At 72.9% G+C, this 23,163-nt stretch carries 22 protein-coding genes; 13 read left to right on the top strand and 9 right to left on the bottom strand.

Annotated features, from left to right (window positions below):
* Positions 1–102 precede the first annotated feature (102 nt).
* The 4 genes from ilvA to OC439_RS05375 all read right to left on the bottom strand — a co-directional run bounded on the left by ilvA (position 103) and on the right by OC439_RS05375 (position 4,827).
* On the bottom strand, positions 103–1,323 hold the full coding sequence (gene ilvA, locus OC439_RS05360) for a threonine ammonia-lyase (protein ID WP_194798525.1): 1,221 nt from the start codon (positions 1,321–1,323) through the stop codon (positions 103–105).
* Complete coding sequence (locus OC439_RS05365) at positions 1,320–2,108, bottom strand: DUF4328 domain-containing protein (RefSeq protein ID WP_262012490.1); 789 nt, start codon at positions 2,106–2,108, stop codon at positions 1,320–1,322. Before OC439_RS05365 ends, ilvA begins: the two co-directional genes overlap by 4 nt.
* Positions 2,109–2,255: 147 nt before the next feature.
* Positions 2,256–3,668 carry an amidase gene (locus OC439_RS05370; protein ID WP_262012491.1) on the bottom strand — a complete coding sequence of 471 codons (1,413 nt, stop codon included), beginning with the start codon at positions 3,666–3,668 and terminating at the stop codon, positions 2,256–2,258.
* Positions 3,669–3,684: 16 nt separating this feature from the next.
* Positions 3,685–4,827, bottom strand: coding sequence for a cystathionine gamma-synthase (locus OC439_RS05375; RefSeq protein ID WP_262012492.1), 1,143 nt, complete (start codon positions 4,825–4,827; stop codon positions 3,685–3,687).
* A gap of 95 nt (positions 4,828–4,922) precedes the next feature.
* On the opposite strand from OC439_RS05375, the gene OC439_RS05380 reads away from it, so the two are divergent.
* From OC439_RS05380 to OC439_RS05420, 9 genes are all read left to right on the top strand, one after another.
* Positions 4,923–5,252 (top strand): hypothetical protein, encoded by a 330-nt coding sequence (locus OC439_RS05380; protein ID WP_262012493.1) that lies wholly within the window; start codon positions 4,923–4,925, stop codon positions 5,250–5,252.
* The gene (locus OC439_RS05385; RefSeq protein WP_262012747.1) at positions 5,252–5,944 is read left to right on the top strand and encodes a nucleotidyl transferase AbiEii/AbiGii toxin family protein; all 693 of its coding nucleotides are present in this window, start codon (positions 5,252–5,254) and stop codon (positions 5,942–5,944) included. Before OC439_RS05380 ends, OC439_RS05385 begins: the two co-directional genes overlap by 1 nt.
* Before the next feature lie 117 nt (positions 5,945–6,061).
* On the top strand, positions 6,062–6,475 hold the full coding sequence (locus OC439_RS05390) for an HIT family protein (protein WP_135243386.1): 414 nt from the start codon (positions 6,062–6,064) through the stop codon (positions 6,473–6,475).
* 76 nt (positions 6,476–6,551) lie between these two features.
* The gene (gene msrA / locus OC439_RS05395; RefSeq protein WP_262012494.1) at positions 6,552–7,214 is read left to right on the top strand and encodes a peptide-methionine (S)-S-oxide reductase MsrA; all 663 of its coding nucleotides are present in this window, start codon (positions 6,552–6,554) and stop codon (positions 7,212–7,214) included.
* A gap of 354 nt (positions 7,215–7,568) precedes the next feature.
* Entirely contained in the window at positions 7,569–9,359 is a 1,791-nt protein-coding gene (locus OC439_RS05400; RefSeq protein ID WP_262012495.1) for an N-acetylglutaminylglutamine amidotransferase, read from the top strand.
* Positions 9,360–9,361: 2 nt separating this feature from the next.
* Entirely contained in the window at positions 9,362–11,200 is a 1,839-nt protein-coding gene (gene ngg, locus OC439_RS05405; protein ID WP_262012496.1) for an N-acetylglutaminylglutamine synthetase, read from the top strand.
* Positions 11,197–12,381, top strand: coding sequence for an osmoprotectant NAGGN system M42 family peptidase (locus OC439_RS05410; protein WP_262012497.1), 1,185 nt, complete (start codon positions 11,197–11,199; stop codon positions 12,379–12,381). Before ngg ends, OC439_RS05410 begins: the two co-directional genes overlap by 4 nt.
* A gap of 309 nt (positions 12,382–12,690) precedes the next feature.
* Positions 12,691–13,620, top strand: a complete 930-nt coding sequence (locus OC439_RS05415; RefSeq protein WP_262012498.1) for a ribonuclease Z — start codon at positions 12,691–12,693, stop codon at positions 13,618–13,620.
* Complete coding sequence (locus tag OC439_RS05420) at positions 13,617–14,126, top strand: GNAT family N-acetyltransferase (RefSeq protein ID WP_262012499.1); 510 nt, start codon at positions 13,617–13,619, stop codon at positions 14,124–14,126. The genes OC439_RS05415 and OC439_RS05420 overlap by 4 nt, the downstream gene beginning before the upstream one ends.
* Positions 14,127–14,215: 89 nt before the next feature.
* Here OC439_RS05420 and OC439_RS05425 read toward each other — a convergent pair whose 3' ends face one another.
* Positions 14,216–15,586 (bottom strand): cystathionine beta-synthase, encoded by a 1,371-nt coding sequence (locus OC439_RS05425; RefSeq protein ID WP_262012500.1) that lies wholly within the window; start codon positions 15,584–15,586, stop codon positions 14,216–14,218.
* Between the two features lie 76 nt (positions 15,587–15,662).
* Complete coding sequence (locus OC439_RS05430; RefSeq protein WP_013474058.1) at positions 15,663–16,019, bottom strand: YkvA family protein; 357 nt, start codon at positions 16,017–16,019, stop codon at positions 15,663–15,665.
* Between the two features lie 141 nt (positions 16,020–16,160).
* Between OC439_RS05430 and OC439_RS05435 the strand changes: the two genes are divergently transcribed.
* The 4 genes from OC439_RS05435 to OC439_RS05450 are packed head-to-tail and all read left to right on the top strand — an operon-like array spanning position 16,161 to position 20,897.
* Complete coding sequence (locus tag OC439_RS05435) at positions 16,161–17,207, top strand: SGNH/GDSL hydrolase family protein (RefSeq protein WP_262012501.1); 1,047 nt, start codon at positions 16,161–16,163, stop codon at positions 17,205–17,207.
* Between the two features lie 31 nt (positions 17,208–17,238).
* Positions 17,239–18,051: an SGNH/GDSL hydrolase family protein gene (locus OC439_RS05440; protein WP_194798538.1), complete on the top strand. Its 813-nt coding sequence runs from the start codon at positions 17,239–17,241 to the stop codon at positions 18,049–18,051.
* A 58-nt stretch (positions 18,052–18,109) separates the two neighbouring features.
* Positions 18,110–19,372, top strand: coding sequence for an acetyl-CoA C-acetyltransferase (locus OC439_RS05445; RefSeq protein ID WP_262012502.1), 1,263 nt, complete (start codon positions 18,110–18,112; stop codon positions 19,370–19,372).
* Positions 19,373–19,412: 40 nt separating this feature from the next.
* Positions 19,413–20,897 (top strand): CYTH and CHAD domain-containing protein, encoded by a 1,485-nt coding sequence (locus tag OC439_RS05450; RefSeq protein ID WP_262012503.1) that lies wholly within the window; start codon positions 19,413–19,415, stop codon positions 20,895–20,897.
* Positions 20,898–20,988: 91 nt separating this feature from the next.
* On the opposite strand, the gene OC439_RS05455 is transcribed toward OC439_RS05450, so the two are convergent.
* The 3 genes from OC439_RS05455 to OC439_RS05465 form a co-directional block, all read right to left on the bottom strand.
* Positions 20,989–21,309 (bottom strand): hypothetical protein, encoded by a 321-nt coding sequence (locus tag OC439_RS05455; protein ID WP_262012504.1) that lies wholly within the window; start codon positions 21,307–21,309, stop codon positions 20,989–20,991.
* Between the two features lie 48 nt (positions 21,310–21,357).
* Positions 21,358–22,116, bottom strand: coding sequence for a Bax inhibitor-1/YccA family protein (locus tag OC439_RS05460; protein ID WP_262012505.1), 759 nt, complete (start codon positions 22,114–22,116; stop codon positions 21,358–21,360).
* Between the two features lie 125 nt (positions 22,117–22,241).
* Positions 22,242–23,099 carry a Bax inhibitor-1/YccA family protein gene (locus OC439_RS05465; protein ID WP_194798542.1) on the bottom strand — a complete coding sequence of 286 codons (858 nt, stop codon included), beginning with the start codon at positions 23,097–23,099 and terminating at the stop codon, positions 22,242–22,244.
* Between the last annotated feature and the right edge of the window lie 64 nt (positions 23,100–23,163).

The following is a 23,163-nucleotide window of genomic DNA, read 5'->3' on the forward strand; positions in this document are numbered from 1 at the left end:
CGAGCCGCACACCCGAACGCCCCGACCGGATCATCCGGCCGGGGCGTTCGCGTTCGGCTGTGACGTTCGCGATCCGCCGCGGGCGCCCGTGCCGCCGGGGGCTCAGCCCTCGCCGGTGAAGACCACCTGGTAGCCGCTGGCCCGCAGCGCGCTGATCAGCGTGTCCGAGTGCTCCACCCCGCGGGTCTCCACGGACAGCGCCACCTCCACCTCGCCGAGGCGCAGGTGCGGGTTGGCGCGCTGGTGCACCACGTCCACCACGTTGGCCCGGTGCTCGGCGATCTCGCCGAGCAGGGAGGCGAGCTGGCCGGGCCGGTCCGTGCAGCGCACGGTGATGCGCAGGAACCGCCCCGCCGCCGCCAGGCCGTGCTCGATCACCCGGAGCATGAGCAACGGGTCGATGTTGCCGCCGGAGAGCACCGCGACGACCGGCGCGGTCACCTCCACCGCGCCGGCCAGCAGCGCCGCCACACCGACCGCACCGGCCGGCTCGACCACCTGCTTGCCGCGTTCCAGCAGCATCAGCAGCGCCCGGGAGATGTCCTCCTCCGAGACCGTGACCACGTCGTCGACCAGCTTGCGGACATGGGTGAAGGTCAGCTCGCCCGGACGGCCCACGGCGATGCCGTCGGCGATCGTCGCGAACGAGGGCAGCCGCAGCGGCTCGCCGGCCCGCAGCGAGGGCGGGAAGGCGGCGGCGCTCGCCGCCTGGACCCCGATCACGCGTACGTCGGGACGCAGCGCCTTGGCCGCCACCGCCATGCCGGAGACGAGCCCGCCGCCGCCCACCCCGGTCACGATGGTGCGCACCTCCGGGCACTGTTCCAGGATCTCCAGCGCCACGGTGCCCTGCCCGGCGATCACGTCGGCGTGGTCGAACGGGTGGATGAACACCGCCCCGGTCCGCTCGGCGAACGTCTGCGCCGCGACGAGCGACTCGTCCACCGTGTTGCCGACCAGCTCGATCTGCGCGCCGTACCCCTTTGTCGCGGCGACCTTCGGCAGCGGCGCGTTGACCGGCATGAAGACGGTGGCGTGCGCGCCGACCAGCCCGGCGGCGAGCGCCACCCCCTGGGCGTGGTTGCCGGCGCTCGCCGCGACCACGCCGCGGGCCCGCTCCTCGGCCGAGAGCCGGGAGATCCGCACGTACGCGCCGCGCACCTTGTACGACCCGGCGCGCTGGAGGTTCTCGCACTTGAGCCAGACCGGCCCGCCGAGCGCGGCGCTGAGCGGCCGGGACGGCTCCAGCGGGGTGGTGCGGGTGACACCGGCGAGCAGTTCCCGCGCGGCCTGCACGTCGGCGAGGCCGACCAGTTCCGTCATGCCCCGATCGTGCCACCCGGGGTGGGCGGAACCTGCGGCGACGTCGGCGCAACCGGCATCGGCGCGGCGGGCGCGGGCCAGCCCGCGTGGCCGGGCCAGACCGGCTGCCCCGGCCACGCGGGCACGGCCCGGGAGAGCCGGTCCTGCTGGGCGGCGGAGATCCGGCGGATCAGCACGACGAACGCGATCCCGGCGACCAGGCAGGCCACCGCCGGCACCAGCCGGGGTGCGAGCGCGTCCTCGTAGAAGCGCACGTACGTGGCGAACTCCGCGTCGTTGCGGGGCAGCTCGGTCAGCCGGTCGTAGCGCTGCTGCTCGGCCCGCGCGACGAACCGGTCACCGATCAGGAACACCAGCCAGCTCACCCACCACACCCCGACCAGCCACGACTGGCGGCGCTGCCACACGCTGTTGCGGAGCAGGTCGGCGAGTACCCGGGCCGGCACCACGAGGTTGACCAGCGGCACCAGCCACCCGGCGATCGCCCACGCCGGGCTCAGGTTCGGCACGGCGCCCGGGAAGGCGTCCAGGTTCTTGCGCGCCCGCCAGGTCCAGATCACCACGAGCGTCCCGGCGGTCAGCAGGGCGAGCAGGTACGGCAGCGAGAACAGCACCTCGGCCAGCACCGCGCCGAGCAGCACGTCCCGGTCGAGCTGCTCGGCGGCCGAGCGGGCCATCTGCACACCCACGAGCGGGAACAGGGCGGTGAGCAGGTAGCACAGGGTGGCGGCACCGACCGCGAACGCGCCGGCCACGGCCAGGCCGCGCACGCCGTACGTGGGCACGCCGGGGCTCACGGCGGGCTGACCGACTCGGGTGCCGCAGCGCCGGCACTCCTCATAGGCCGGGGACGTGGGGTCCCCGCAGGTCTGGCAGTTCATCGGGGACCGTCCGAGATGGTGTGCGCGACAGGGTGCGCACACGCTAGACGATCACGCGGTGGCCGGCGACCCCGTTCCGACGCGGGGGTAGCCGGGGGCGTGCCGGGCCCACGGCGCCTGCATCTCGAACTGGCCGGCCACCCCGAGCAGCAGCAGTTCGGAGCCGGGCGGCCCGACGAACTGCACGCCCACCGGCAGGCCGTCCGGGCGGCGGCCGACCGGCACCACGATCGACGGCAGCCCGGCGATGTTCCACGGCGCCGCGTACGGGGCGTACCTGATGTTCGTCGACATGTTCGCCAGCCAGGAGCGGCCGGACCAGCCGGCGGCCTCCGGCGGCGGCCCGGCCAGCGCCGGGGTGAGCAGCAGGTCGATCGAGTTGTCCGCGAAGAAGTGCACCGACCGTTCGCGCCAGGCGGCCCGGTCGGCCTCCCGCACGTACCCCCGGCGCTGCGCCCACTCGCCGAGCGTGACGTGCCGGCGGCTGCGGCGCTGGAGCTGACGCGGCGCCACCCCGGCGGCGCGCACGTCGGCGGCGGCCGCCGCGAACCAGGTGGCGATGCCCTGGAGCCCGAGCCGGGTCGGGTAGACCGGATCGGCGGGCACGGTGTCGTGACCGGCCGCGGCCAGCAACCGGCCGGCGGCGGCGACCGCGTCCCGGTTCGGCGCGTCCGGCGAGACGCCACGCACCGGCGAGCGCAGCGAGACGCCCACCCGCAGCCGCTCCGGCGGGACCAGCTTGTCCGGCCGGCGGCCGGCCAGCACCGAGAAACCCACCACCGCGTCGGCGACGGTGCTGGTCAGCATGCCGTGCTCGGTGAGGCCGAACCAGTCGTCCGCGCCGAGCTGGCAGGGCACCACGCCCCGGCCGGGCTTGAGCCCGACCAGGCCGCAGCAGGCCGCCGGGATGCGGATCGACCCGAGACCGTCGTTGCCGTGGGCCATCGGCACCAGCCCGGCGGCCACCGCGGCGGCCGCGCCGCCGGACGAACCACCGGGGGTACGCGCCGGATCCCACGGGTTGCGGGTGACAGCGGTGTCGTCGTCGGTGAGCGCCCACAGGCCCAGCTCCGGCATCCGGGTCACACCGAGGATCACCGCGCCCGCGCCGCGCAGCCGCCGGACCACCTCGTGGTCGGCCTCCGCCACCTGCGTACGCATCGCGGCCGACCCGTTCCAGGTGGGCAGGCCGGCCACCGGCGTGTTCTCCTTGACCGCCACCGGCACCCCGGCGAGCGGCAGGTTCGCCAGTTCCTCCTGCTCGTCGACCTTCTCCGCCTCGGTGATCGCCTCACCGCCGCGCACCGCGCGGAACGCGCCCAGCTCGGGATCCACCCGGGCGACGTGGTCCAGGTGGTCGGCGACGACCTGGGTGGCGGAGACGTCGCCACGGCGTACCGCCCGGGCGATCTGTTTCGCGGTCGTCCCGACCCAGGTCGTCGGCAAGATGTCCGGCACTGCCACCCTCCCCAACCAGCGGTCAGCCCAGGGCCTGCTCCAGATCGGCGAGCAGGTCGTCGACCGTCTCGATGCCGACAGACAGTCGCACGAGATCGCCGGGAACTTCAAGCGGCGAGCCCGCAGCGCTTGCGTGTGTCATCCGGCCCGGATGCTCGATCAGGGACTCGACGCCGCCCAGCGACTCGGCGAGCACGAACAACCGGGCCCGGTTGCAGATCTCCACGGCGTGCTCCTCGCCGCCCGCCGCACGGAACGAGATCATGCCGCCGAACCGGCGCATCTGCTTGGCGGCCACCTCGTGGCCGGGGTGCGAGGGCAGGCCCGGGTAGACGACCTGGGCGACCTTGGCGTGTCCGTCCAGGTAGGCCGCGATCCGCTCGGCGTTGTCGCAGTGCCGGTCCATCCGTACCCCGAGGGTCTTGATGCCGCGCAGGGTGAGCCAGGCGTCGAACGGCCCGTTGACCGCGCCCATCGCGTTCTGGTGGTAGCGCAGCTCCTCGCCGAGCGCGCGGTCCGCCGCGACGAGCGCGCCGCCGACCACGTCGGAGTGTCCGCCGACGTACTTGGTGGTGGAGTGCACCACCACGTCCGCGCCGAACGCGATCGGCTGCTGGAGGTACGGCGAGGCGAACGTGTTGTCGACCACCAGCAGCGCGCCGGCGTCGTGCGCCACGGCGGCGAGTGCCGCGATGTCAGCGATGCCGAGCAGCGGGTTGGTCGGCGTCTCCACCCAGACGATCTTTGTCGCGCCGGGACGGATCGCGGCCCGCACGGCGTCCGGGTCGGAGACCTTCGCCGGGGTGTACGCCAGGCCCCAGCGCTCGGCCACCTTGGCGAACAGCCGGTACGTGCCGCCGTACGCGTCGTCCGGGATCACCACGTGGTCGCCCGGCTTGCAGACGGTCCGCAGCAACGTGTCCTCGGCGGCCAATCCGCTGGCGAAGGCGAGCGCCACCGGGCCGCCCTCCAGCGCGGCCAGGCACTCCTGGAGCGCGTCCCGGGTGGGGTTGCCGGAGCGGCTGTACTCGTAGCCCTCGCGGGGCGCGCCGACGGCGTCCTGGGCGTACGTGCTGGTCTGGTAGATCGGCGGGATCACCGCACCGGTGCGGGCCTCCGGGTCCTGACCGGCGTGGATGGCGAGTGTCTCGAAGCCGTGGCTCATGCCGCAGACGTTAGCCTCCCGCCCGCTCCCGCTTCCGGCAACCCGGCGCGAGTCACAACCGCGAAGGTGTCGGGGCGGTCGGCCATACTGGTTCGGTGAGTACGACCGAGGCGCTCCCCTCTCGCCTGCACGGCGTCGCCGACCGGATCCCGGCCTCGCTGGGTCTCCTGAGCGGCCCGCGGTCGGGGCGGGTCAGCTTGCCCGTGCGCCTCGCCTGGTCGGGCCCCGCCGACTATGACGTGGGTGACCCGAGTGAGCGGCTGACCCTCTACTGCCTCCTGCTGGACTGCGGCCAGCGGGACGACATCATCAGACACGTCAACGCCGCCCTGCTCCGCCAGGACTGGCCACGTATTCGGCGCTTGACCGCGCGGCGGGTGACCCGCCTCTGGGAGCGGCAACTGCCCGACCTCGTCGCCGGGTGATGGACGCGCTGCACCGTCGCCTGCTGGAGATCGGTTTCGCTGCTGGTGACGACCTGGGGTTGATGCTCGCCGGCGGCTATGCCATGTGTGCCCACGACCTGGTCGACCGGCCCTCCCAGGACATCGACTTCGCTACGGCCGCCGCGCTGCCGCTCGACGCCGTGACGGACCGCCTCGCCGCCGCCTACGTCGCGGCCGGGTTCTCCGCTCGGATCATCGAGTCGACGCCGCGCATGGCTCGCCTGCTGATCTCGGACAACGCCTCCTCGTGCGAGGTCGACCTGCTCAAAGAGGCGCTCGCGCCGCCCGCCCGCATGGCGCTGGGCCCGGTGCTGGCCTTCGAGGATGCGGTGGGGCTGAAGGTCCGCGCGCTGCACGACCGAGCCGCGCACCGGGACTACATCGACGTCCGCGCGGCCTCCGAGCGGCTCACCTGGTCGGAGTTGGAGCACCTCGGCGCCCGTCACACCGCCGGCTTCTCGTTGGACGAACTGGCCGACCGGCTGGGTGGTGTGACGGAGCGGGACGGTCGGACCTTCCGTTCGTACGGGCTCACCGAGCAGCAGGTCGACGAGTTGCGCGGATGGGCGCTGCGGTGGGAGGCGGACATCCGGGCTCGCCTCGCCAACGGCGAGACCGGCCCGACTGGCATCCCCGAAGACGACTGGGACGCCTACCTAGACCGCGCCTGACCCGCCCGGTTTCGCCGATCATGAGGTTAGCGGTGCCGACGGTCCGATTTGTCGCCGCCAACTTCATGATCACGCTCGCCCGAGGTGGGGTGGCCGGGCCGGGCCTAGGGTGGGCGGATGAGCGGGTGCGTGTTCTGCGGGATCGTGGCGGGCGAGGTGCCGGCCTTCCGGGTGACCGACGAGCCGGACGGGGTCGCGTTCCTCGACACCCGGCCGGTGTTCAAGGGCCACGTGCTCGTGGTGCCCCGCACCCACCTGGTCACCCTGTCCGACCTGCCGGCCGACGCGCTGCCCGGCTACTTCCGGCTGGTGCAGCGGATCGCCGTGGCGGTGGAGACCGGTCTGGGCTCCGGTGGGACGTTCGTGGCGATGAACAACCGGGTGTCCCAGTCCGTACCGCACCTGCACACCCACGTGGTGCCCCGCACCAAGGGCGACGGGCTGCGCGGCTTCTTCTGGCCGCGTACGCGTTACGCCGACGACGCCGAGGCGACGGAGTTCGCCGGGCGGATCTCGGCGGCGCTGGCCTGACGTCGGCGTGGGCGGGTAAGGAACCCGGGGCCGACGCTGTTGCACACGCTGGGAAAGCCAAGAGAGGAGTCCCACCGTGTTCCTCCGCCGCATGAAGGCCGAGATGATCTCTCCTGACCAGGCCCTGCCGGGCCGCCCGATCGCGATGCCGATCGCCGACCGGCACGAGGTGCTTCCGTCCTCGCTGAAGGGCCCGTTCCCCGAGGGCGCGCAGGTCGCCGTCTTCGGCATGGGCTGTTTCTGGGGCGCCGAGCGGCTGTTCTGGACCCTCCCCGGCGTGATCACCACGTCCGCCGGTTACGCGGGCGGGTACACCACCAACCCGACGTACGAGGAGGTCTGCTCGGGCATGACCGGGCATGCCGAGGTGGTCCAGGTGGTCTACGACCCGTCGAAGATCGCCTACGAGGACCTGCTGAAGGTCTTCTGGGAGAACCACGACCCGACCCAGGGCATGCGCCAGGGCAACGACGTGGGCACCCAGTACCGCTCGGCGATCTACACCACCACCGACGAGCAGCTGGCCGCGGCCAAGGCGTCGCGGGACGCGTTCGCGCCGATCGTGGCCCGGGCCGGCAAGGGTGAGATCACCACCGAGATCGCCCCGCTCGGCGACTACTACTTCGCCGAGGACTACCACCAGCAGTACCTGGCGCCGACGAAGAACCCGAACGGCTACTGCAACCACGGCCCGAACGGGCTGAGCTGCCCGGTCGGCGTGGCCCGCACCGCGGGCTAGCCCGCGACCCGCACCACGAGTCCGGCACGGTGAACGGCGAGGCCGATCACCGTGCCGGCAGCGTCTACGCTCACGCGATCTTGCAGTTTCGGCCCACGAGTTGCCCGGATTACGAGGATTACGGGGCACCAAAGTGCAAGATCGGCGAAAGCCGCCGATGCCGGGGCGCGCCGGTCCGTGCGGTATTCCTCACACCGGGGACGGGCCGGGTTTCCGGCATCCGGGCGTGGAGGGGCAGGAACCGAAGGCGTGACAGGCAACCACCCTGCGTGACGGCGCATCGTAGCAAGCTGTCACACGTTCGTCATCGTCTCAACAGGCGAACTGCAACAAGCTCTGGCAGCATTGGCTCGTATGTGCGGACTTGCGGGAGAGTTCCGCCGTGACGGTTCACGCGCCGACGTCTCGGCCGTGGAGCGGATGGCGGCCACGATGAGTGACCGAGGGCCCGACGACAGCGGCATCTGGTCGCAGGGCCCGACCGCGCTGGGACACCGGCGCCTGAAGATCATCGACCTGTCCGCGGCGAGCGGCCAACCCATCGTGGACGCCGCCGCCGGGCTCACCGGTGTCTTCAACGGCTGCATCTACAACTACCGGGAACTACGCGCCGAACTGCAGGCCAAGGGCCACCGGTTCTTCTCGTCCGGCGACAGCGAGGTCGTGGTCAAGGCGTACGCCGAGTGGGGGCTCGACTTCGTCGACCACCTGATCGGCATGTTCGCGGTGGCGATCAGCGAGCGCGACACCGGCCGCCTGGTGCTGGCCCGGGACCGCCTCGGCATCAAGCCGCTCTACCTGGCCGAGAGCCCCGGTGTGGTCCGGTTCGCCTCGACTCTGCCGGCGCTGCTCGCCGGCGGCGGCATCGACACCACCATCGACCGGGTGGCGCTCGCCCACTACCTGAGCTTCCACAGCATCGTGCCGCCGCCGCGCACCATCCTGGCCGGCGTCACCAAGCTGCCGCCGGCCACGGTCCGGGTGTACGAGGCGGACGGCTCCACCCACGAGCGGGTCTACTGGGATCCGTCCTTCGGCCGCGCCGCCGAGCGGGCCGGCTGGTCCGAGCGGGACTGGCAGGACGCACTGCTCGACTCGCTGACCACCGCCGTACGCCGCCGCATGGTGGCCGACGTCCCGGTGGGCGTGCTGCTCTCCGGCGGCCTCGACTCCAGCCTGGTCGTCGCGCTGCTCGCCGGCGAGGGACAGGCCCGGTCCGGCCTGGCCACGTTCTCCATCGGCTTCGACGCGGTCGGCGGGCGGGAGGGCGACGAGTTCGTCTACTCCGATCTGGTCGCGAAGACGTTCGGCACCGACCACCACCAGATCCGGGTGCCCACCGGTGACCTGCTGCCGCCGCTGGAGGCCGCCGTCGCGGCCATGAGCGAGCCCATGGTCAGCCACGACTGCGTCGCGTTCTGGCTGCTCAGCCAGGAGGTCGCGAAGCACGTCAAGGTGGTGCAGTCGGGTCAGGGCGCGGACGAGATCCTGGGCGGCTACCACTGGTACCCGCCGCTCGCCGGGGTGGACCGGGAGCAGGCGCTCGAGACGTACGCGAAGGCGTTCTTCGACCGCGACGCGGCCGGACTGGCCCGGGTGCTCAACCCGGCGTGGCTGGCCGACGGCGACCCGGCGCGGGAGTTCGTGGCCGCGCACCTGGGCCGCGCGGGGGCGCAGACCGCCGTCGACGCCGGCCTGCGGATCGACACCCAGGTCATGCTGACGGACGACCCGGTGAAGCGGGTCGACAACATGACCATGGCGCACGGGCTGGAGGCCCGGGTGCCGTTCCTCGACCACGAGTTCGTCGAGCTGGCTGCGAGCTGCCCGCCGGAGCTGAAGCTGGCTCAGGGCGGCAAGGGCGTGCTCAAGGAGATCGGCCGCCGGGTCCTGCCGCACGAGGTCATCGACCGGCCCAAGGGCTACTTCCCGGTGCCCGGGCTCACCCACCTGGAGGGCAAGCTCCTCGACCGGGTACGCGACGCGCTCACCGCCCCGGAGGCGCGCCGTCGTGACCTGTTCCGCGCCGACTACGTCGACGCGCTGCTCGCCGACCCGAATGCCGAACTGACCCCGTTGAACGGAAACAAGCTGTGGCAACTGGGACTCCTGGAAATGTGGCTCCAGAGCCACGGAATCGACTGACCGTGACGGACACCCTCGCCACCGGAACGGCGCGTACCGACCGGGAACGGGTGCTGGGGCGCCGCCGGGAACGCATCGGCCCCGGCGGTGACCCGGTCGCACCGGGTACGCCGGAGCCGCGGCAGCCGGAGACCGCGTCCACCGACGCCTCGGGCGTGGTGCTGGACTGCGGCTGGGGCCGGCTGGTGTTCGGGCAGACGTTCGACGACCAGGTGCACGTGGCCGACGTGCTGCGCTCCGAGGCGGTCGGCGCCCGGGACATCTGCATCTACCTGCGCGACCCGCACGTGCTGGTGTCCCGGCTGCCGGACGAGCTGTTCATCGACCCGTCGCTGACGTACCGGCTGCCGCTGGGTGAGAAGCGGCCCGCCGCCACCGAGGGCGGCGAGGTGCCCGGGCTGACCGTCCGGCCGCTGCGTGACGCCGCCGACGCCGAGGCGGTGAACCGGATCTACGCGCGCAACGGCATGGTCACCGCACCGGTCGAGGTGCTGGTGGACAACGCCGGCACGGACCGGTTCCTGCACCTGGTGGCCGAGGACACCACAGGTGAGGTGGTCGGCACCATCACCGGCGTGGACCACGTCGCGGTCTTCGGCGACCCGGAGAACGGCGCCAGCCTGTGGTGCCTCACAGTCGACTTCAACACCGCCCCGCCCGGCACCGGGCAGGCGCTGCTGACCGCGCTCGCGGACCGGCTCGACGAGCGCGGCCGGGCGTTCGTGGACCTGTCCGTGCTGGCCGAGAACTCGGGTGCGATCCGGCTGTACGAGCGCCTCGGCTTCCACCGCACCGGCACGCTCTGCGTGAAGCGGAAGAACCCGATCAACGAGCGCCTGTTCCTGCCCGCCATGCCGGAGGGGTACGACGAGCTGAACCCGTACGCGAAGATCGTCGCGGACGAGGCGATGCGCCGCGGCATCCGGGTCGAGGTGACCGACCCGCACTGGGGTGAGCTGAAGCTGACCACCGGCGGCCGGACCATCCACACCCGCGAGTCGCTGTCGGAGCTGACCTCGGCGGTGGCGATGAGCCGCTGCGACGACAAGCGGGTGACCCGGCGCATCCTCACCGAGGCGGGGCTGTCGGTGCCGCGCGGGCGTACCGCCACCGGCGAGCCCGACGACGTCGCGTTCCTGAACGACGTGGGCCCGGTGGTGGTCAAGCCGGCGCGCGGCGAGCAGGGCAACGGCATCACCGTCGGCGTGCGTACGCCGGAGGCCCTGACCGCGGCCGTCGAGCTGGCCCGCCGGTTCTGCCCGGACGTGCTGATCGAGGAGCTGCGCGCGGGCGAGGACCTGCGGGTCGTGGTGATCGACCACGAGGTGGTCGCCGCCGCGGTGCGCCGGCCGGCGCAGATCACCGGCGACGGCGTGCACGACATCACCGAGCTGATCGAACGGCAGAGCCGCCGCCGGGCCGCCGCCACCGGCGGCGAGTCCCGCATCCCGGTCGACGACATGACCCGCGAGGTGGTGGCGGAGGCCGGGTACCGGATGCACGACGTGCTGCCGGAGGGCGAGGTGCTGGCGGTCCGGCGGACGGCCAACCTGCACACCGGCGGCACGATCCACGACGTGACCGCCGAGCTGCACCCGTCGATCGCCGAGGCGTGCGTCACGGCGAGCCGGGCGCTGGACATCCCGGTCACCGGGCTGGACCTGCTGGTCCCCGCCCCGGACCAGCCGGAACACGTGTTCATCGAGGCGAACGAGCGCCCCGGACTGGCCAACCACGAGCCGCAGCCGACCGCCGAGCGCTTCGTCGACCTGCTCTTCCCGGGTACCCGGGCACCGCAGCGACTCTGGTCGCCGGCCGGTGCGGCAAGCTCTGGGGCATGACCGCACGCAAGCCCCAACCGCTCAAGCTCGACCTCGACTACCTCCGCCAGGTGCTGGTGGAGCTGCTGGAGATCCCCAGCCCGTCGGGGCGCACCGACCACATCCAGCAGTACGTGGGCGAGCGGCTCTCCGCGATCGGGATCAGCTCCACGCTGACCCGTCGCGGGGCGCTGAGCGCCTGTCTGCCCGGCCCCCGGTCGACCGGCGCAGACCGGGCCGTGGTGGTGCACACCGACACCATCGGCGGCATGGTGAAGCGGCTCAAGGAGAACGGCCGGCTGGAGGTCAACCCCATCGGTACGCACAGCGCCCGCTTCGCCGAGGGCGCCCACGTGCGGATCTTCACCGACGACCTGGAGCGGGTCGTCACCGGCCAGGTGCTGCCGCTGAAGGCGAGCGGCCACCGCTACAACGAGGCGGTCGACCTCCAGGGCGTCGGCTGGGAACTGGTCGAGGTGCGGGTGGACGAGCCCGTGCACGACGAGGCCGGGCTGCGGGCGCTCGGCATCGACGCCGGGGACTTCGTCGCGTTCCTGCCCAACCCGACGATCACCCCGAACGGGTACGTCAAGTCCCGGCACCTGGACGACAAGGCGGGCGTGGCGGCGGTGCTGACCGCGTTCAAGGCGATGGTCGACGCCGGGATCACCCCGGCGGTCACCGCGCACCTGCTGGTCACCGTCACCGAGGAGATCGGCCACGGCGCCAGCCACGGCCTGGACCCGGACGTCGCGGAGATCGTCTCGGTGGACGCGGCGGTGGTCGCGCCGGGCCAGCAGTCCCGGGAGACCGCCGCCACGCTGGCGATGGGCGACGGCGTCGGCCCGTTCGACTACCACCTGACCCGCAACCTCGCCTCGATCGCCAAGGAGCACGGCGTCGACCTGGTCCGGGACGTGTTCGACTACTACCGCTCGGACGTGGCCGCCGCGGTCGAGGCCGGGGCGCACGCCCGGGTGGCGCTGCTCGGGTTCGGCGTGGACGCCACCCACGGCCACGAGCGCACCCACCTCGACGGCCTGCACCAGCTCACCCAGCTGCTCTGCCTCTACCTCCAGAGCCCGCTGGTCTTCCCGGAGTGGGACGCCGAGCCGGAGGGCGACCTGGCCGACTTCCCGTCGCTGGCCGTGCAGCCGGCGAACGAGGACGGCCCGCGCGAGGGCCCGATCGGCCTGGACTGACCGGGCCTGTGATCGAAATCCGTTGCCGCGGCCGCCGCGAAGTGGATAGCGTGGCGGTACACGGGAAAGGAGGTGGTCCAGACTTGTATAGCAATCGGACTCGTGAGGTGGCTGTCCGCTAGCCGCTGTCCTCGACAGTGAAAACTCGCCCGCCGCGAGGCGGGCACCTGCAGGATCGTCGAGACCGTGTGGCAGCGGTGCGGCGAAACCACGACAGCCACCCGACCCCCGGGGTGCCGGCCCAGTCCAGCCGGCCCGCGCGCGAGCGCGGAAGCCCCGGGGGTCGCTTTTTGCCTTCCGGAGGATGCCGTGTCCATGCGTGAGCTGGTGGTGCTCGGTACGGCAAGCCAGGCCCCGACCCGGCAACGCAACCACAACGGCTACCTGCTGCGCTGGGACGACGAGGTGATCCTCTTCGACCCGGGCGAGGGCAGCCAGCGCCAAATGCTGCACACCGGGATCACCGCCACCGACCTGACCCGGATCTGCGTCACCCACTTCCACGGCGATCACTGCCTCGGCCTGCCCGGCATGATCCAGCGCCTCTCGCTGGACCGCGTACCGCGTCCGGTGGCGGTGCACTTCCCGGCCGGCGGCGCCGAGTACTTCGCCCGGCTGCGCCACGCGTCCAGCTTCTACGAGACCGCCGAACTGGCAGTCGAGCCGATCGACACCGACGGGCAGCGGATCACGCTGGGCGTCGGCACGCTGGAGGCCCGCCGGCTGCGGCACCCGATCGAGACGTACGGGTACCGGCTGGTCGAGCCGGACGGCTGCCGGATGCTGCCGGAGCGGCTGGCCGCGTACGGCATCGCCGGTCCGGACGTGGGGCAGCTGCTGCGCGACGGCCACCTGGACCGCGACGGGCGCCGCGTGACCCGGGACGAGGTGAGCGTGACCCGCCCGGGGCAGCGGTTCGCGTTCGTGATGGACACCGGGCTCTGCGACGGCGTGTACGCGCTGGCCGAGCACGCCGACCTGCTGGTGATCGAGTCGACGTTCCTGGAGTCGGAGGCGGCACTCGCCGCCGAGGTCGGCCACCTCACCGCCGGCCAGGCCGCGCGGGTGGCGGCCGAGTCGGGGGTACGGACGCTCGTGCTCACCCACTTCTCCCAGCGGTACGCCGATCCGCGCCGCTTCCACGACGAGGCCCGCGAGCACTTCTCCGGTGATCTGGTGATCGCCGAGGATCTTCAGACGGTACAGGTGCCGCCCCGACGGGTACCGTCGCCCGGGTGACGATCTCCCTACGTTCCGCGACCGAGGCCGACCTGATGGCGGTCGGCGCCCTGCACCAGCGTTCACGGGTGGCGGCGTACTCGTCGTTCCTGCCGCCCGAGGCGCTGGCCGACCCGACGCCCGAGGCGATGGGCCGCTACTGGGTGGAGCGGCTGACCTGGGAGGGCGCCGACCACCGGATGACGGTGGCCGAGCGGGACGGGCGGCTGGTGGGCTTCAGCTACCTCGGGCCCGACGACGAGGGCGACCCAGCGACCGGGCTGCTCAACGCGATCCACCTGGAGCCGTCCGAGCGGGGCCGGGGCACCGGCCGGGCGCTGATGGTGGACGCGCTGGACGCGATGCGGGCCCGGGGATGGACGCGCGCGGTGCTGTGGGTGCTGCGGGACAACGCCGCCGCGCGCCGGTTCTACGAGCGCGGCGGCTGGACCGCCACCGGTGAGCAGCGGGACGAGCACATCGGCCGGGTGCTGGTCCCCCAGCTCCGCTACTCCCGCCGCTTGTAAGGAAGGGCCCCTTCTTAACGCCTCCGGTAGAGGAAGGGCCCCCTCTTAACACCGAGTGTTAAGAGGGGGCCCTTCCTTACAACGCAGGGTCAGCGGGCGCCCAGGTGGGCGAGCAGGTCCTGGCGGGTCAGCACGCCCTTGGGCTTGCCGTCGACCAGCACCAGCGCCGCGTCCGCCTTCTCCAGCAGCCCGACCGCCTCGCTCACCGGCTGGCCGCCGCCGATCATCGGCAGCGGCTCGCCCATGTGCCGCTCGATCGTGTCGTGCAGGTGGGCCTGGCCGGTGAACAGCGCGTCGAGCAGGTCCTTCTCGGCGATCGAACCGGCCACCTCACCGGTCACCACCGGCGGCTCGGCCTTGAGCACCGGGAGCTGGGAGACGCCGTACTCGCGCATGTAGTCGATCGCGTCGCGGACCGTCTCGGTCGGGTGCACGTGCACCAGCTCGGGCAGACCGCCGGGCTTGCCGGCGAGCGCGTCGGCGACCGTCGGCTCGGTGCCCGAGTCGTCCAGGAAGCCGTACCGGGCCATCCACTTGTCGTTGAAGATCTTCGACAGGTAGCCCCGGCCGCCGTCCGGCAGCAGCACCACGATCACGTCGTCCGGTCCGGCCTTGCGGGCCACCTCCAGCGCGCCCACCACGGCCATGCCGCAGGAGCCGCCGACCAGCAGCCCCTCCTCGCGGGCCAGCCGGCGGGTCATCTCGAAGGACTCCTTGTCCGACACCTCGACGACCTCGTCGGCGATCCCCCGGTCGTACGTCTCCGGCCAGAAGTCCTCACCGACGCCCTCGACCAGGTACGGCCGCCCGGTGCCGCCGGAGTAGACCGAGCCCTCCGGGTCCGCGCCGATCACCTTGACCCGGCCCTCGGACGCCTCCTTGAGGTAGCGGCCGATGCCGGAGATGGTGCCGCCGGTGCCGACGCCCGCGACGAAGTGGGTGATCCTGCCCTCGGTCTGCCGCCACAGCTCCGGGCCGGTGGTCTCGTAGTGCGAGCGCGGGTTGGCCGGGTTGCTGTACTGGTTGGGCTTCCACGCGCCGGGGATCTCCCGGGCCAGCCGGTCGGAGACGTTGTAGTAGGAACGCGGGTCCTCCGGCGCGACGGCGGTCGGGCAGACCACCACCTCGGCGCCGTACGCGCGCAGCACGTCCTGCTTGTCCTGGCTGACCTTGTCCGGGCAGACGAAGACGCAGCGGTAGCCCCGGAGCTGGGCCACCAGGGCCAGCCCGACGCCGGTGTTGCCGCTGGTCGGCTCCACGATCGTGCCGCCCGGCCCCAGGATGCCCGCCTTCTCGGCGTCCTCCACCATGCGCAGCGCGATCCGGTCCTTGACCGAGCCGCCCGGGTTCACGTACTCCACCTTCGCCAGCACGGTGGCCTGGATGCCCTCGGTGACGTTGCGCAGGCGTACCAGCGGGGTGTTGCCGATCAGCTCGACGACGTTGTCGTAGTACTGCACCTCGTTGTGCCCTTCGTCGCGCCGCCGTCGTGGGGCGGTCGGTCAGCGGTCAGTTCGCCGACCAGCGTACGTGCCGTCAGGGCACCACATGCCCGGGGATGACGGAGCTGCGACGTGCCTCCCACTCCAGGAACCGCTCGGTCTCGGCGAGCACGCTGCCGGCCAGCCAGGTGACCATGACCGCGTCGTCGGCCAGCCCGAAGATCGCCAGCGGGATCTCCGGCAGCAGGTCGATCGGTGAGACGATGTACGCCGTCGCCCCGGCCATCAGCGCCAGGCGCAGGCCGCCGTCGTACTCGCCACGGGTGGTCGCGCGGATCATCCGCGGCAGCGCCGCCAGCCGTGCCCCGAGCGACGGCCCGCCCCGCGTACCGGCCGCCAGCGCCCGGGCCAGCGCCGCGAACGCGGCGCTGCGCTTCAACGTCTTCCCCATGATGTCGCCCCTCTCCGCTCGACCATGGTGCGGCCCGATGGCAAGTCCATGTCCGCTGCCCCCGTCGGTACCCAATCCGGGCACCGCCCAGCCATCCGATCAAGGACAGCAGTGGTCGTACCGGCGCGATACTGTCGGTTCATGGGGGACGCTGGTTCCGTCGCGCCGGTCCGCCGGCAGCGCGCCCGGCAGATCGCCCGCCTCGCGGCGATCGGCACGGGCGCCACGGTGGCGGCCACCGCCGCCACCGGTGGGGTGCTGCTCGGCCAGGCCCGGCAGGCCCGCCGCACCATCCCGATGGCGCAGGCCCCGCCGCCGCGCTGCGACGGTGTGTACGGCGCGAGACTGCCCGGCCCGCCGATCACGATGGTCATCCTCGGCGACTCCTCAGCGGCCGGATACGGCGTGCACAGGCGCCGGGAGACACCGGGCTCACTGCTGGCCACCGGGCTGTCCCGCCGCCTGCACCGGCCGGTCCGGCTGCACCGGTTCGCCGTGGTCGGCGCGTTGTCGTCCGGGCTGAAGCCGCAGGTCGAGTCCGCCCTGGAGGTCGAGCCGGACGTCGCGGTGATCCTGGTCGGCGGCAACGACGTCACCAACCGCTCACCGTTCTCGGTAGCGGTGCGACACCTGGTCGACGCGGTCCGCACGCTCCGGGCGGCCGGCTGTGAGGTGGTCGTCGGCACCTGCCCCGACCTGGGCACCATCCGGCCGATCCAGCCGCCGCTGCGCTGGCTGGCCCGGCGGTGGAGCCGCCAGCTCGCCGCCGCGCAGACGGTGGGCGTGGTCGAGGCCGGCGGCCGTGCCGTCTCGCTCGGCGACATGCTCGGGCCGCGCTTCGCCGCCGACCCCGGGCGGATGTTCGCCTGGGACCGGTTCCACCCCTCAGCCGAGGGGTACGCGATAGCCGCGGCGGCGTTGCTGCCCACCGTGCTGTCCGCGTTGGGCGCGGTCCCGGAACGCAGGCCTGTCCTGCCCGGCGTGGAAGGCGTACGGTCGCTCCCGGAGGCCGCCCACCAGGCGGTCCGGCACGCCGGCACGGAGGTCAGCGGCGCCCAGTTCCGGGGTCGCGACCGCGGGCCGGGCGGGCGGTGGGCGCAGCTTCGCCGGCGGGCCTTCTTCGGCGTCGGCGCGGTGCCACCGACCGGCAGCGCCGCCGACTCGGCAACGCTGGAGGGAACGGCATGAGCGAGCGCAGCGAGCGAAGCGGAGTGCTGTCATGAGCGAGCGCGGTGAGGTGGCCCGGTGGGGCCGGGCCGCGGCCCTGTCGCTGCTGGCCGGCACGGTGGGCGGCGCGGCGGTCCTGGCCGGCCAGGCCATCGCCGCCCGGACCCGCGAGTACGCCCAGCCCGAGCTGGGCCTGGTGCTGCGCGCGACGGTCGGCCGCGCCGACGCGCCGCCGCTGCGGCTGGTGCTGCTGGGTGACTCGTCGGCGCTCGGCGTGGGCGTCGACCGGTTCGAGGACACCATCGGCGGTCAGCTCGCCAACCTGCTCGCCGAGGGGCCGACCGGCCGCCGGGTGCAGCTGTCCAGCGTCGGGGTCTCCGGCTCGCGCGCCACCGACCTGGCGACCCAGGTGGCCCGGGCGCTGCTCGGTGAGCGGCCGGACGTGGCGGTCGTGCTGATCGGGGCGAACGACGCCACCGCGATGTCCCGGCCCGGCGACGCGGCGGCCTATCTCGGCTCGGCGGTACGCCGTCTGCGGGAGGCCCACGTCGAGGTGGTGGTGGGCACGTGCCCCGATCTCGGCGCGGTACGCGCGGTCGCCGCACCGCTGCGCCAGGTGCTCGGCTGGTCCGGGCGGCGGATGGCGCGGGCCCAGACGGCGGCCGTGCTGGACGCCGGCGGCACCGTCGTCGACCTGGGCACCGAGACCGGTCCGGTGTTCCGCGCGGACGCGGGCACGCTCTGCCACGACGGCTTCCACCCGTCGGCCGACGGGTACCGGGTCTGGGCGCACGCCCTGCTCCCGGCGGTCGAGGCGGCCGCTGCCGTCGCGTTCCGGCATCACCGGCGACCGCCCACGGGGTGACATTTCCCGCCCGCCGTGCGGCTTCCCGGGCATGTTACTCGCGCGTTAACGTTGGCTCATGCCGATTGAGTCGCCCCGCGACGCCGTCATCGTCGCCACCGCCCGGTCCCCCATCGGCCGCGCGTTCAAGGGTTCCCTCCGCGAGGTCCGCCCGGACGACCTCGCCGCCACCATCGTCCAGGCCGTCCTCGACAAGGTCCCGGCGCTCGATCCCACCACCATCGACGACCTCTACCTCGGGTGCGGTCTGCCCGGCGGTGAGCAGGGCTTCAACATGGCCCGGGTGGTCGCCACCCTGATGGGCCTCGACGGCCTGCCCGGTGCCACGCTGACCCGCTACTGCGCGTCCTCGCTCCAGACCACCCGGATGGCGATGCACGCGATCCGGGCCGGCGAGGGTGACGTGTTCATCTCCGCCGGCGTGGAGATGGTGTCCCGGTATGCCCGGGGCAACTCGGACACGCTGCCGCCGGAGGCGCAGGCGCTCGTCGGCGGCGGCTGGGAGAACCCCCGCTTCGCCGAGGCTCGGGAGCGTTCCGCGGCCCGCGCCCAGGGCGGTGCCGAGGTATGGACCGACCCGCGCGAGGCCGGGCAGCTCCCGGACATCTACCTCGCCATGGGACAGACCGCCGAGAACCTGGCCCAGGCGTACGACGTGACCCGCGAGGACATGGACGCGTTCGGCGTCCGCAGCCAGAACCTCGCCGAGAAGGCGATCGCCGACGGCTTCTGGGCCCGCGAGATCACCCCGGTCACCACGCCGGACGGCACGGTGGTCAGCACCGACGACGGCCCGCGTGCCGGGGTGACGCTGGAGGCGGTGGCCGGCCTGAAGCCGGTGTTCCGCCCGGACGGCCGGATCACCGCCGGCAACTGCTGCCCGCTCAACGACGGCGCCGCCGCCGTGGTGATCATGAGCGCCCAGCGCGCGTCCGAGCTGGGGCTCACCCCGCTGGCCCGGATCGTCTCCACCGGTGTCACAGCGCTCTCCCCCGAGATCATGGGCCTGGGCCCGGTCGAGGCGTCGAAGCAGGCGCTCAAGCGGGCCGGCATGACCATCGACGACGTCGACCTGGTCGAGATCAACGAGGCGTTCGCCGCCCAGGTGATCCCCTCGTACCGGCAGCTCGGCATCGCGGAGGAGAAGTTGAACGTCGCCGGTGGCGCGATCGCCGTCGGCCACCCGTTCGGCATGACCGGCGCCCGGATCACCGGCACGCTGCTGAACGCGCTGGAGTGGCACGACAAGACCATCGGCCTGGAGACCATGTGCGTCGGCGGTGGCCAGGGCATGGCGATGGTGCTCGAACGACTGAGCTGAGACCGGTTCGCCGGTGCGCGGGCCGGGTACGGGAGGCCGCATGGCGACCGTCGTGGAACGTGAGCGCAAGTACTCCGGCGACGAGGGTTTCCGGCTGCCCGACCTGACCGGGTGCGGTGGCGTCGTGACCATGTCCGACGCCACCGTCTCGGATCTGGACGCCGTCTACTGGGACACCGACGACCTGCTCCTGCTGCGCAGCGGGCACGCGCTGCGTCGGCGTACCGGCGGGCACGACGCGGGCTGGCACCTCAAGGTGGGCGCTGTGGGTGGCGCCCGGGTGGAGCACCAGTTCCCGGCCGGGGCGTCCGACGACGGCCCGCCGCCCGAGCTGGTCGCGCTGATCCGGGGCGCGTCGCGCGGTCGCCCTGTCGCTCCGGCGGCCCGGGTCGTCAACCGCCGCCGGGAGCACCGGCTGCTCGACGCGGACGGCCGGGTGCTGGCCGAGGTGGCCGAGGACGACGTCCGGTCCGAGGACCTGGTGGACGGCACCGCGCGGACCTGGCACGAGATCGAGATCGAGCTGGTCGAGGGCGACGAGGCGCTGCTCGACGCCCTCGGGGAGCGGCTGCGCGCGGCAGGAGCCCGCGAGGTGGCGGTCAGCAAGTCGCACCGGGCCGTCGCCGGCCGGATCGAGCGCTTCGACGACCGGGAACCGGACGGTCCGGCGGGACCGGTCCTCGCGTACGTCAGGGCACAGCGGGACGCGATCGTCGGCAATCACGCGGCCGCGTACCAGGGGGGCGAGGACGCGATCCACGACATGCGCGTCGCGACCCGCCGGTTGCGGGCGACGCTGCGTACCTTCCGGGGGTTGTGGGACCGCCGGGAGAGCGAGGCGGTCCGGGCCGAGCTGCGCCGGCTCGGCAGCGAGCTGGGCCGGGTCCGCGACACCCAGGTGATGGCCGCCCGGCTCACCGAGGCGGTGCACGAACTGCCGGACGAGCTGGTGCTCGGCCCGGTGGCGGCGCGGATCGGCGAACGGTTCGCCGCCGACCTGGCCGAGGCGACCATCGCGCTGCGGTCCGCGCTGGACTCCGACCGCTACCCCGCCCTGCTGGCCCGCCTGGACCGGCTGGCCGACGCCCCGCCCGCCGACGTCGGCCGGCGCTGGATGGACCGCCGGATCCGCAAGGCGGTACGCCGCGCCGACACCCGGCTGGACCGGGCGCTCGCCATCACCGGGCCGGACGGGGACGCCGCGCTGCACGAGGCGCGCAAGAAGCTCAAGGCCGCCCGCTACGCGGTGGAGGTGCGCGAGCCGGCCGCCGGCAAGCGGGCCGCTCGCCTGGTGAAGCGGTTCAAGGCGCTCCAGGACCTGCTCGGCACCCACCAGGACTCGGTGGTCACCCGGGAGGTGCTGCGACGGCAGGCGCTCCAGGCGTACGCCGACGGCGAGAACACGTTCACCTACGGTCTGCTGCACGCGAGGCAGGCCGAGGCCGCCGGCCACGACCGTCCTGCCGTCCTGCAGGCCCGCGACCGCTCAAGACACCGCAAGGTGCGCCGCTGGCTCAAGCCCTGACCGTCCCCCTCCTCCGTCGATCATGAGGTTAGCGGCGATCGACGTCCGTTTTGTCGCCGCCAACTTCATGATCAACGAGACCAGGGCACTGTCAGAGGGCGGTGCGGGTTCGGATTACCGCGTCGGTGGCGGTGGCCAGGACCTGGTCCGGGGGCGCGGCGAGGGTCAGATCGGCGGCTACCACGCGGAGCTGGTCGGGCAGGGCCAGGTCGCTGGGGAGGCGGGGCACGTCGCGGCGCGGCTCACCGGCCGCGTCGGCGGCCAGGTTGGCGATTTCCTGGACCAGCTTGTGCACCAGGTCGGCCCGGGACACGTTCCCGCCGTCCGCCTTGGCCGACCAGCGCGGCTGCTGCCAGTGCCCGACCTGTCGGACCAGCAGGGTCACCGCCCGGTCCAGTTCCGCTGCGCTCATCGCCGCCGAGTCTACGGCGACACCCGGCCGGAGCATGTTCAGCCGGCGTCAGCGTCGTACGTAGCTGAGCAGGCGGAGGATCTGCCAGTACAGGAAGATCAGCCCGACCAGCAGACCGAAGGCGCAGTACCACGCGTAGCGGCGGGGCAGCCGGTTCGCGGCCGACCGCTCGACCAGGTCGAAGTCGAGGATGAAGCTGAGCGCACCCGCGATGATCGCCACCACCGAGAACAGGTACGGCAACCAGCCCACCCGGTCACTGAGGCTGTAGACCACCACGCCCTGCCGCCCGGTGAACAGGTACGCGAACAGGTTGACCAGGCCGATCGCCACGATCCCGACGAGCATGCCGATGACCAGCCGGGCCAGGCGCGGGGTGGCGCGGACCAGACGGGCCCGGTAGAGCACGGCCATGCCGAGGAAGACGCCGAACGTGCCGACCACCGCCTGCGCCACGATGCCCGGATAGACCAGTTCGAAGGCGCGGCTGGCCACCCCGAGAAGCAGCCCTTGCAGAACGGCGTACCCGACGATGACCGGCGGGCTGGTGATCTGCTTCAGCGAGATGACGAGCACCAGGGCCAGGCTGGCCAGCGCGCTTCCGGCGAGCGCGGCGGAGATCCACGCGGCCTGCGGCACCACCACCCAGGACACCGCCGCCGTGACACCGGTGACCAGCAGCAGACCCACGGTCCGGCTGACCACGTCGGCCACCGTCATCGTGTCGGCGGTACCGACCCCGAGCACCTGCCGCTCGGCGCGGCCGACGTCGTCCAGCCGGTCCAGCACCGGGTTGGCACTGCGCACCGTGACCACCTCCCGCCCACGTACCCGGACCCCACTCTGCCCCGGGCGGCCCGGCGGGGACGGGGAAACGGCGACGCCCGCCGCCGCGGATGCGGCAGGCGGGCGTCGTCGGGGAGGGCGTGATGTCAGTCGTCGCCCTGGAAGTAGCTGAGCAGCCGCAGGATCTCGATGTAGAGCCAGACCAGGCCGACCACGATGCCGAAGGCGGCGGTCCAGGAGTAGCGCTGCGGGAGGCCCATCCGGACCCCCTCCTCGATGTCGGCGAAGTTGAGCACGAAGCTCAGCGACGCCACCACGATGCAGACCAGGCTGAAGCCGATCGCGAGCGGGCTGCCGTCACGCAGGCCGGTGTTGACGCCGAACAGCGCCAGCACCAGGTTGACCAGCATCACGCCGAACAGGCCGGCCATGATCGCCACCATGATCCGGGCGAACTTCGGCGTGGCCCGGATGATCCGCGCCTTGTAGATCATCGCCATCAGGAAGAAGACGCCGAACGTGGCCACGACCGCCTGGAGCACGATGCCGTCGTAGAGCGACTCGAACGCCTTGCTGACCATGCCGACGAAGACGCCCTCGATGACCGAGTACGCCACGACGAGCGCCGGGTTGGCCATCCGCGAGAACGAGATGATCAGGCCGAGCACCAGGCCGACGACCGCGGCGCCGATCCACGCGACGCCGACGAGCGAGTCCGGCACGAGTACCCAGGCCGCCGCGGCCGAGGCGCCGAGGATGGCGAGCATGAGGACCGTCTTGACGACCACGTCGTCGAGGGTCATCGGGGTCACGGTGGGCGGGGCCACCGGCTGGCCGTAGCCGCCCGGGTAGGGCTGGGCGTAGGGCTGCTGCGGGTACTGCTGCTGCGGGTACTGCTGGGGGTATCCGGGCTGACCGTACGGCCCGGGCTGGGCGTACCCGGCCGCCCGCTCACGCTCTGCCGCCTGGCCGAGCCGGGCGAGCACCGGGTTCGAGGTCTTCACTTCTCAGGCCTCCCTCAGGGGGTCGATCGCACGAAAGACGTGCTACTCCAGGGTAGACGTGGGC

It is taken from the genome of Micromonospora sp. Mcm103, from assembly GCF_024519755.1.
Lineage (GTDB): Bacteria > Actinomycetota > Actinomycetes > Mycobacteriales > Micromonosporaceae > Micromonospora > Micromonospora aurantiaca.

Bases quoted from the DNA above. Each gene is read 5' to 3' on its own strand.
- ilvA (WP_194798525.1), bottom strand. From the start codon at position 1,323: ATGACGGAACTGGTCGGCCTCGCCGACGTGCAGGCCGCGCGGGAACTG.
- OC439_RS05375 (WP_262012492.1), bottom strand. From the start codon at position 4,827: ATGAGCCACGGCTTCGAGACACTCGCCATCCACGCCGGTCAGGACCCG.
- OC439_RS05385 (WP_262012747.1), top strand. From the start codon at position 5,252: ATGGACGCGCTGCACCGTCGCCTGCTGGAGATCGGTTTCGCTGCTGGT.
- OC439_RS05390 (WP_135243386.1), top strand. From the start codon at position 6,062: ATGAGCGGGTGCGTGTTCTGCGGGATCGTGGCGGGCGAGGTGCCGGCC.
- OC439_RS05400 (WP_262012495.1), top strand. From the start codon at position 7,569: ATGTGCGGACTTGCGGGAGAGTTCCGCCGTGACGGTTCACGCGCCGAC.
- OC439_RS05410 (WP_262012497.1), top strand. From the start codon at position 11,197: ATGACCGCACGCAAGCCCCAACCGCTCAAGCTCGACCTCGACTACCTC.
- OC439_RS05430 (WP_013474058.1), bottom strand. From the start codon at position 16,019: ATGGGGAAGACGTTGAAGCGCAGCGCCGCGTTCGCGGCGCTGGCCCGG.
- OC439_RS05435 (WP_262012501.1), top strand. From the start codon at position 16,161: ATGGGGGACGCTGGTTCCGTCGCGCCGGTCCGCCGGCAGCGCGCCCGG.
- OC439_RS05440 (WP_194798538.1), top strand. From the start codon at position 17,239: ATGAGCGAGCGCGGTGAGGTGGCCCGGTGGGGCCGGGCCGCGGCCCTG.
- OC439_RS05445 (WP_262012502.1), top strand. From the start codon at position 18,110: ATGCCGATTGAGTCGCCCCGCGACGCCGTCATCGTCGCCACCGCCCGG.
- OC439_RS05450 (WP_262012503.1), top strand. From the start codon at position 19,413: ATGGCGACCGTCGTGGAACGTGAGCGCAAGTACTCCGGCGACGAGGGT.
- OC439_RS05455 (WP_262012504.1), bottom strand. From the start codon at position 21,309: ATGAGCGCAGCGGAACTGGACCGGGCGGTGACCCTGCTGGTCCGACAG.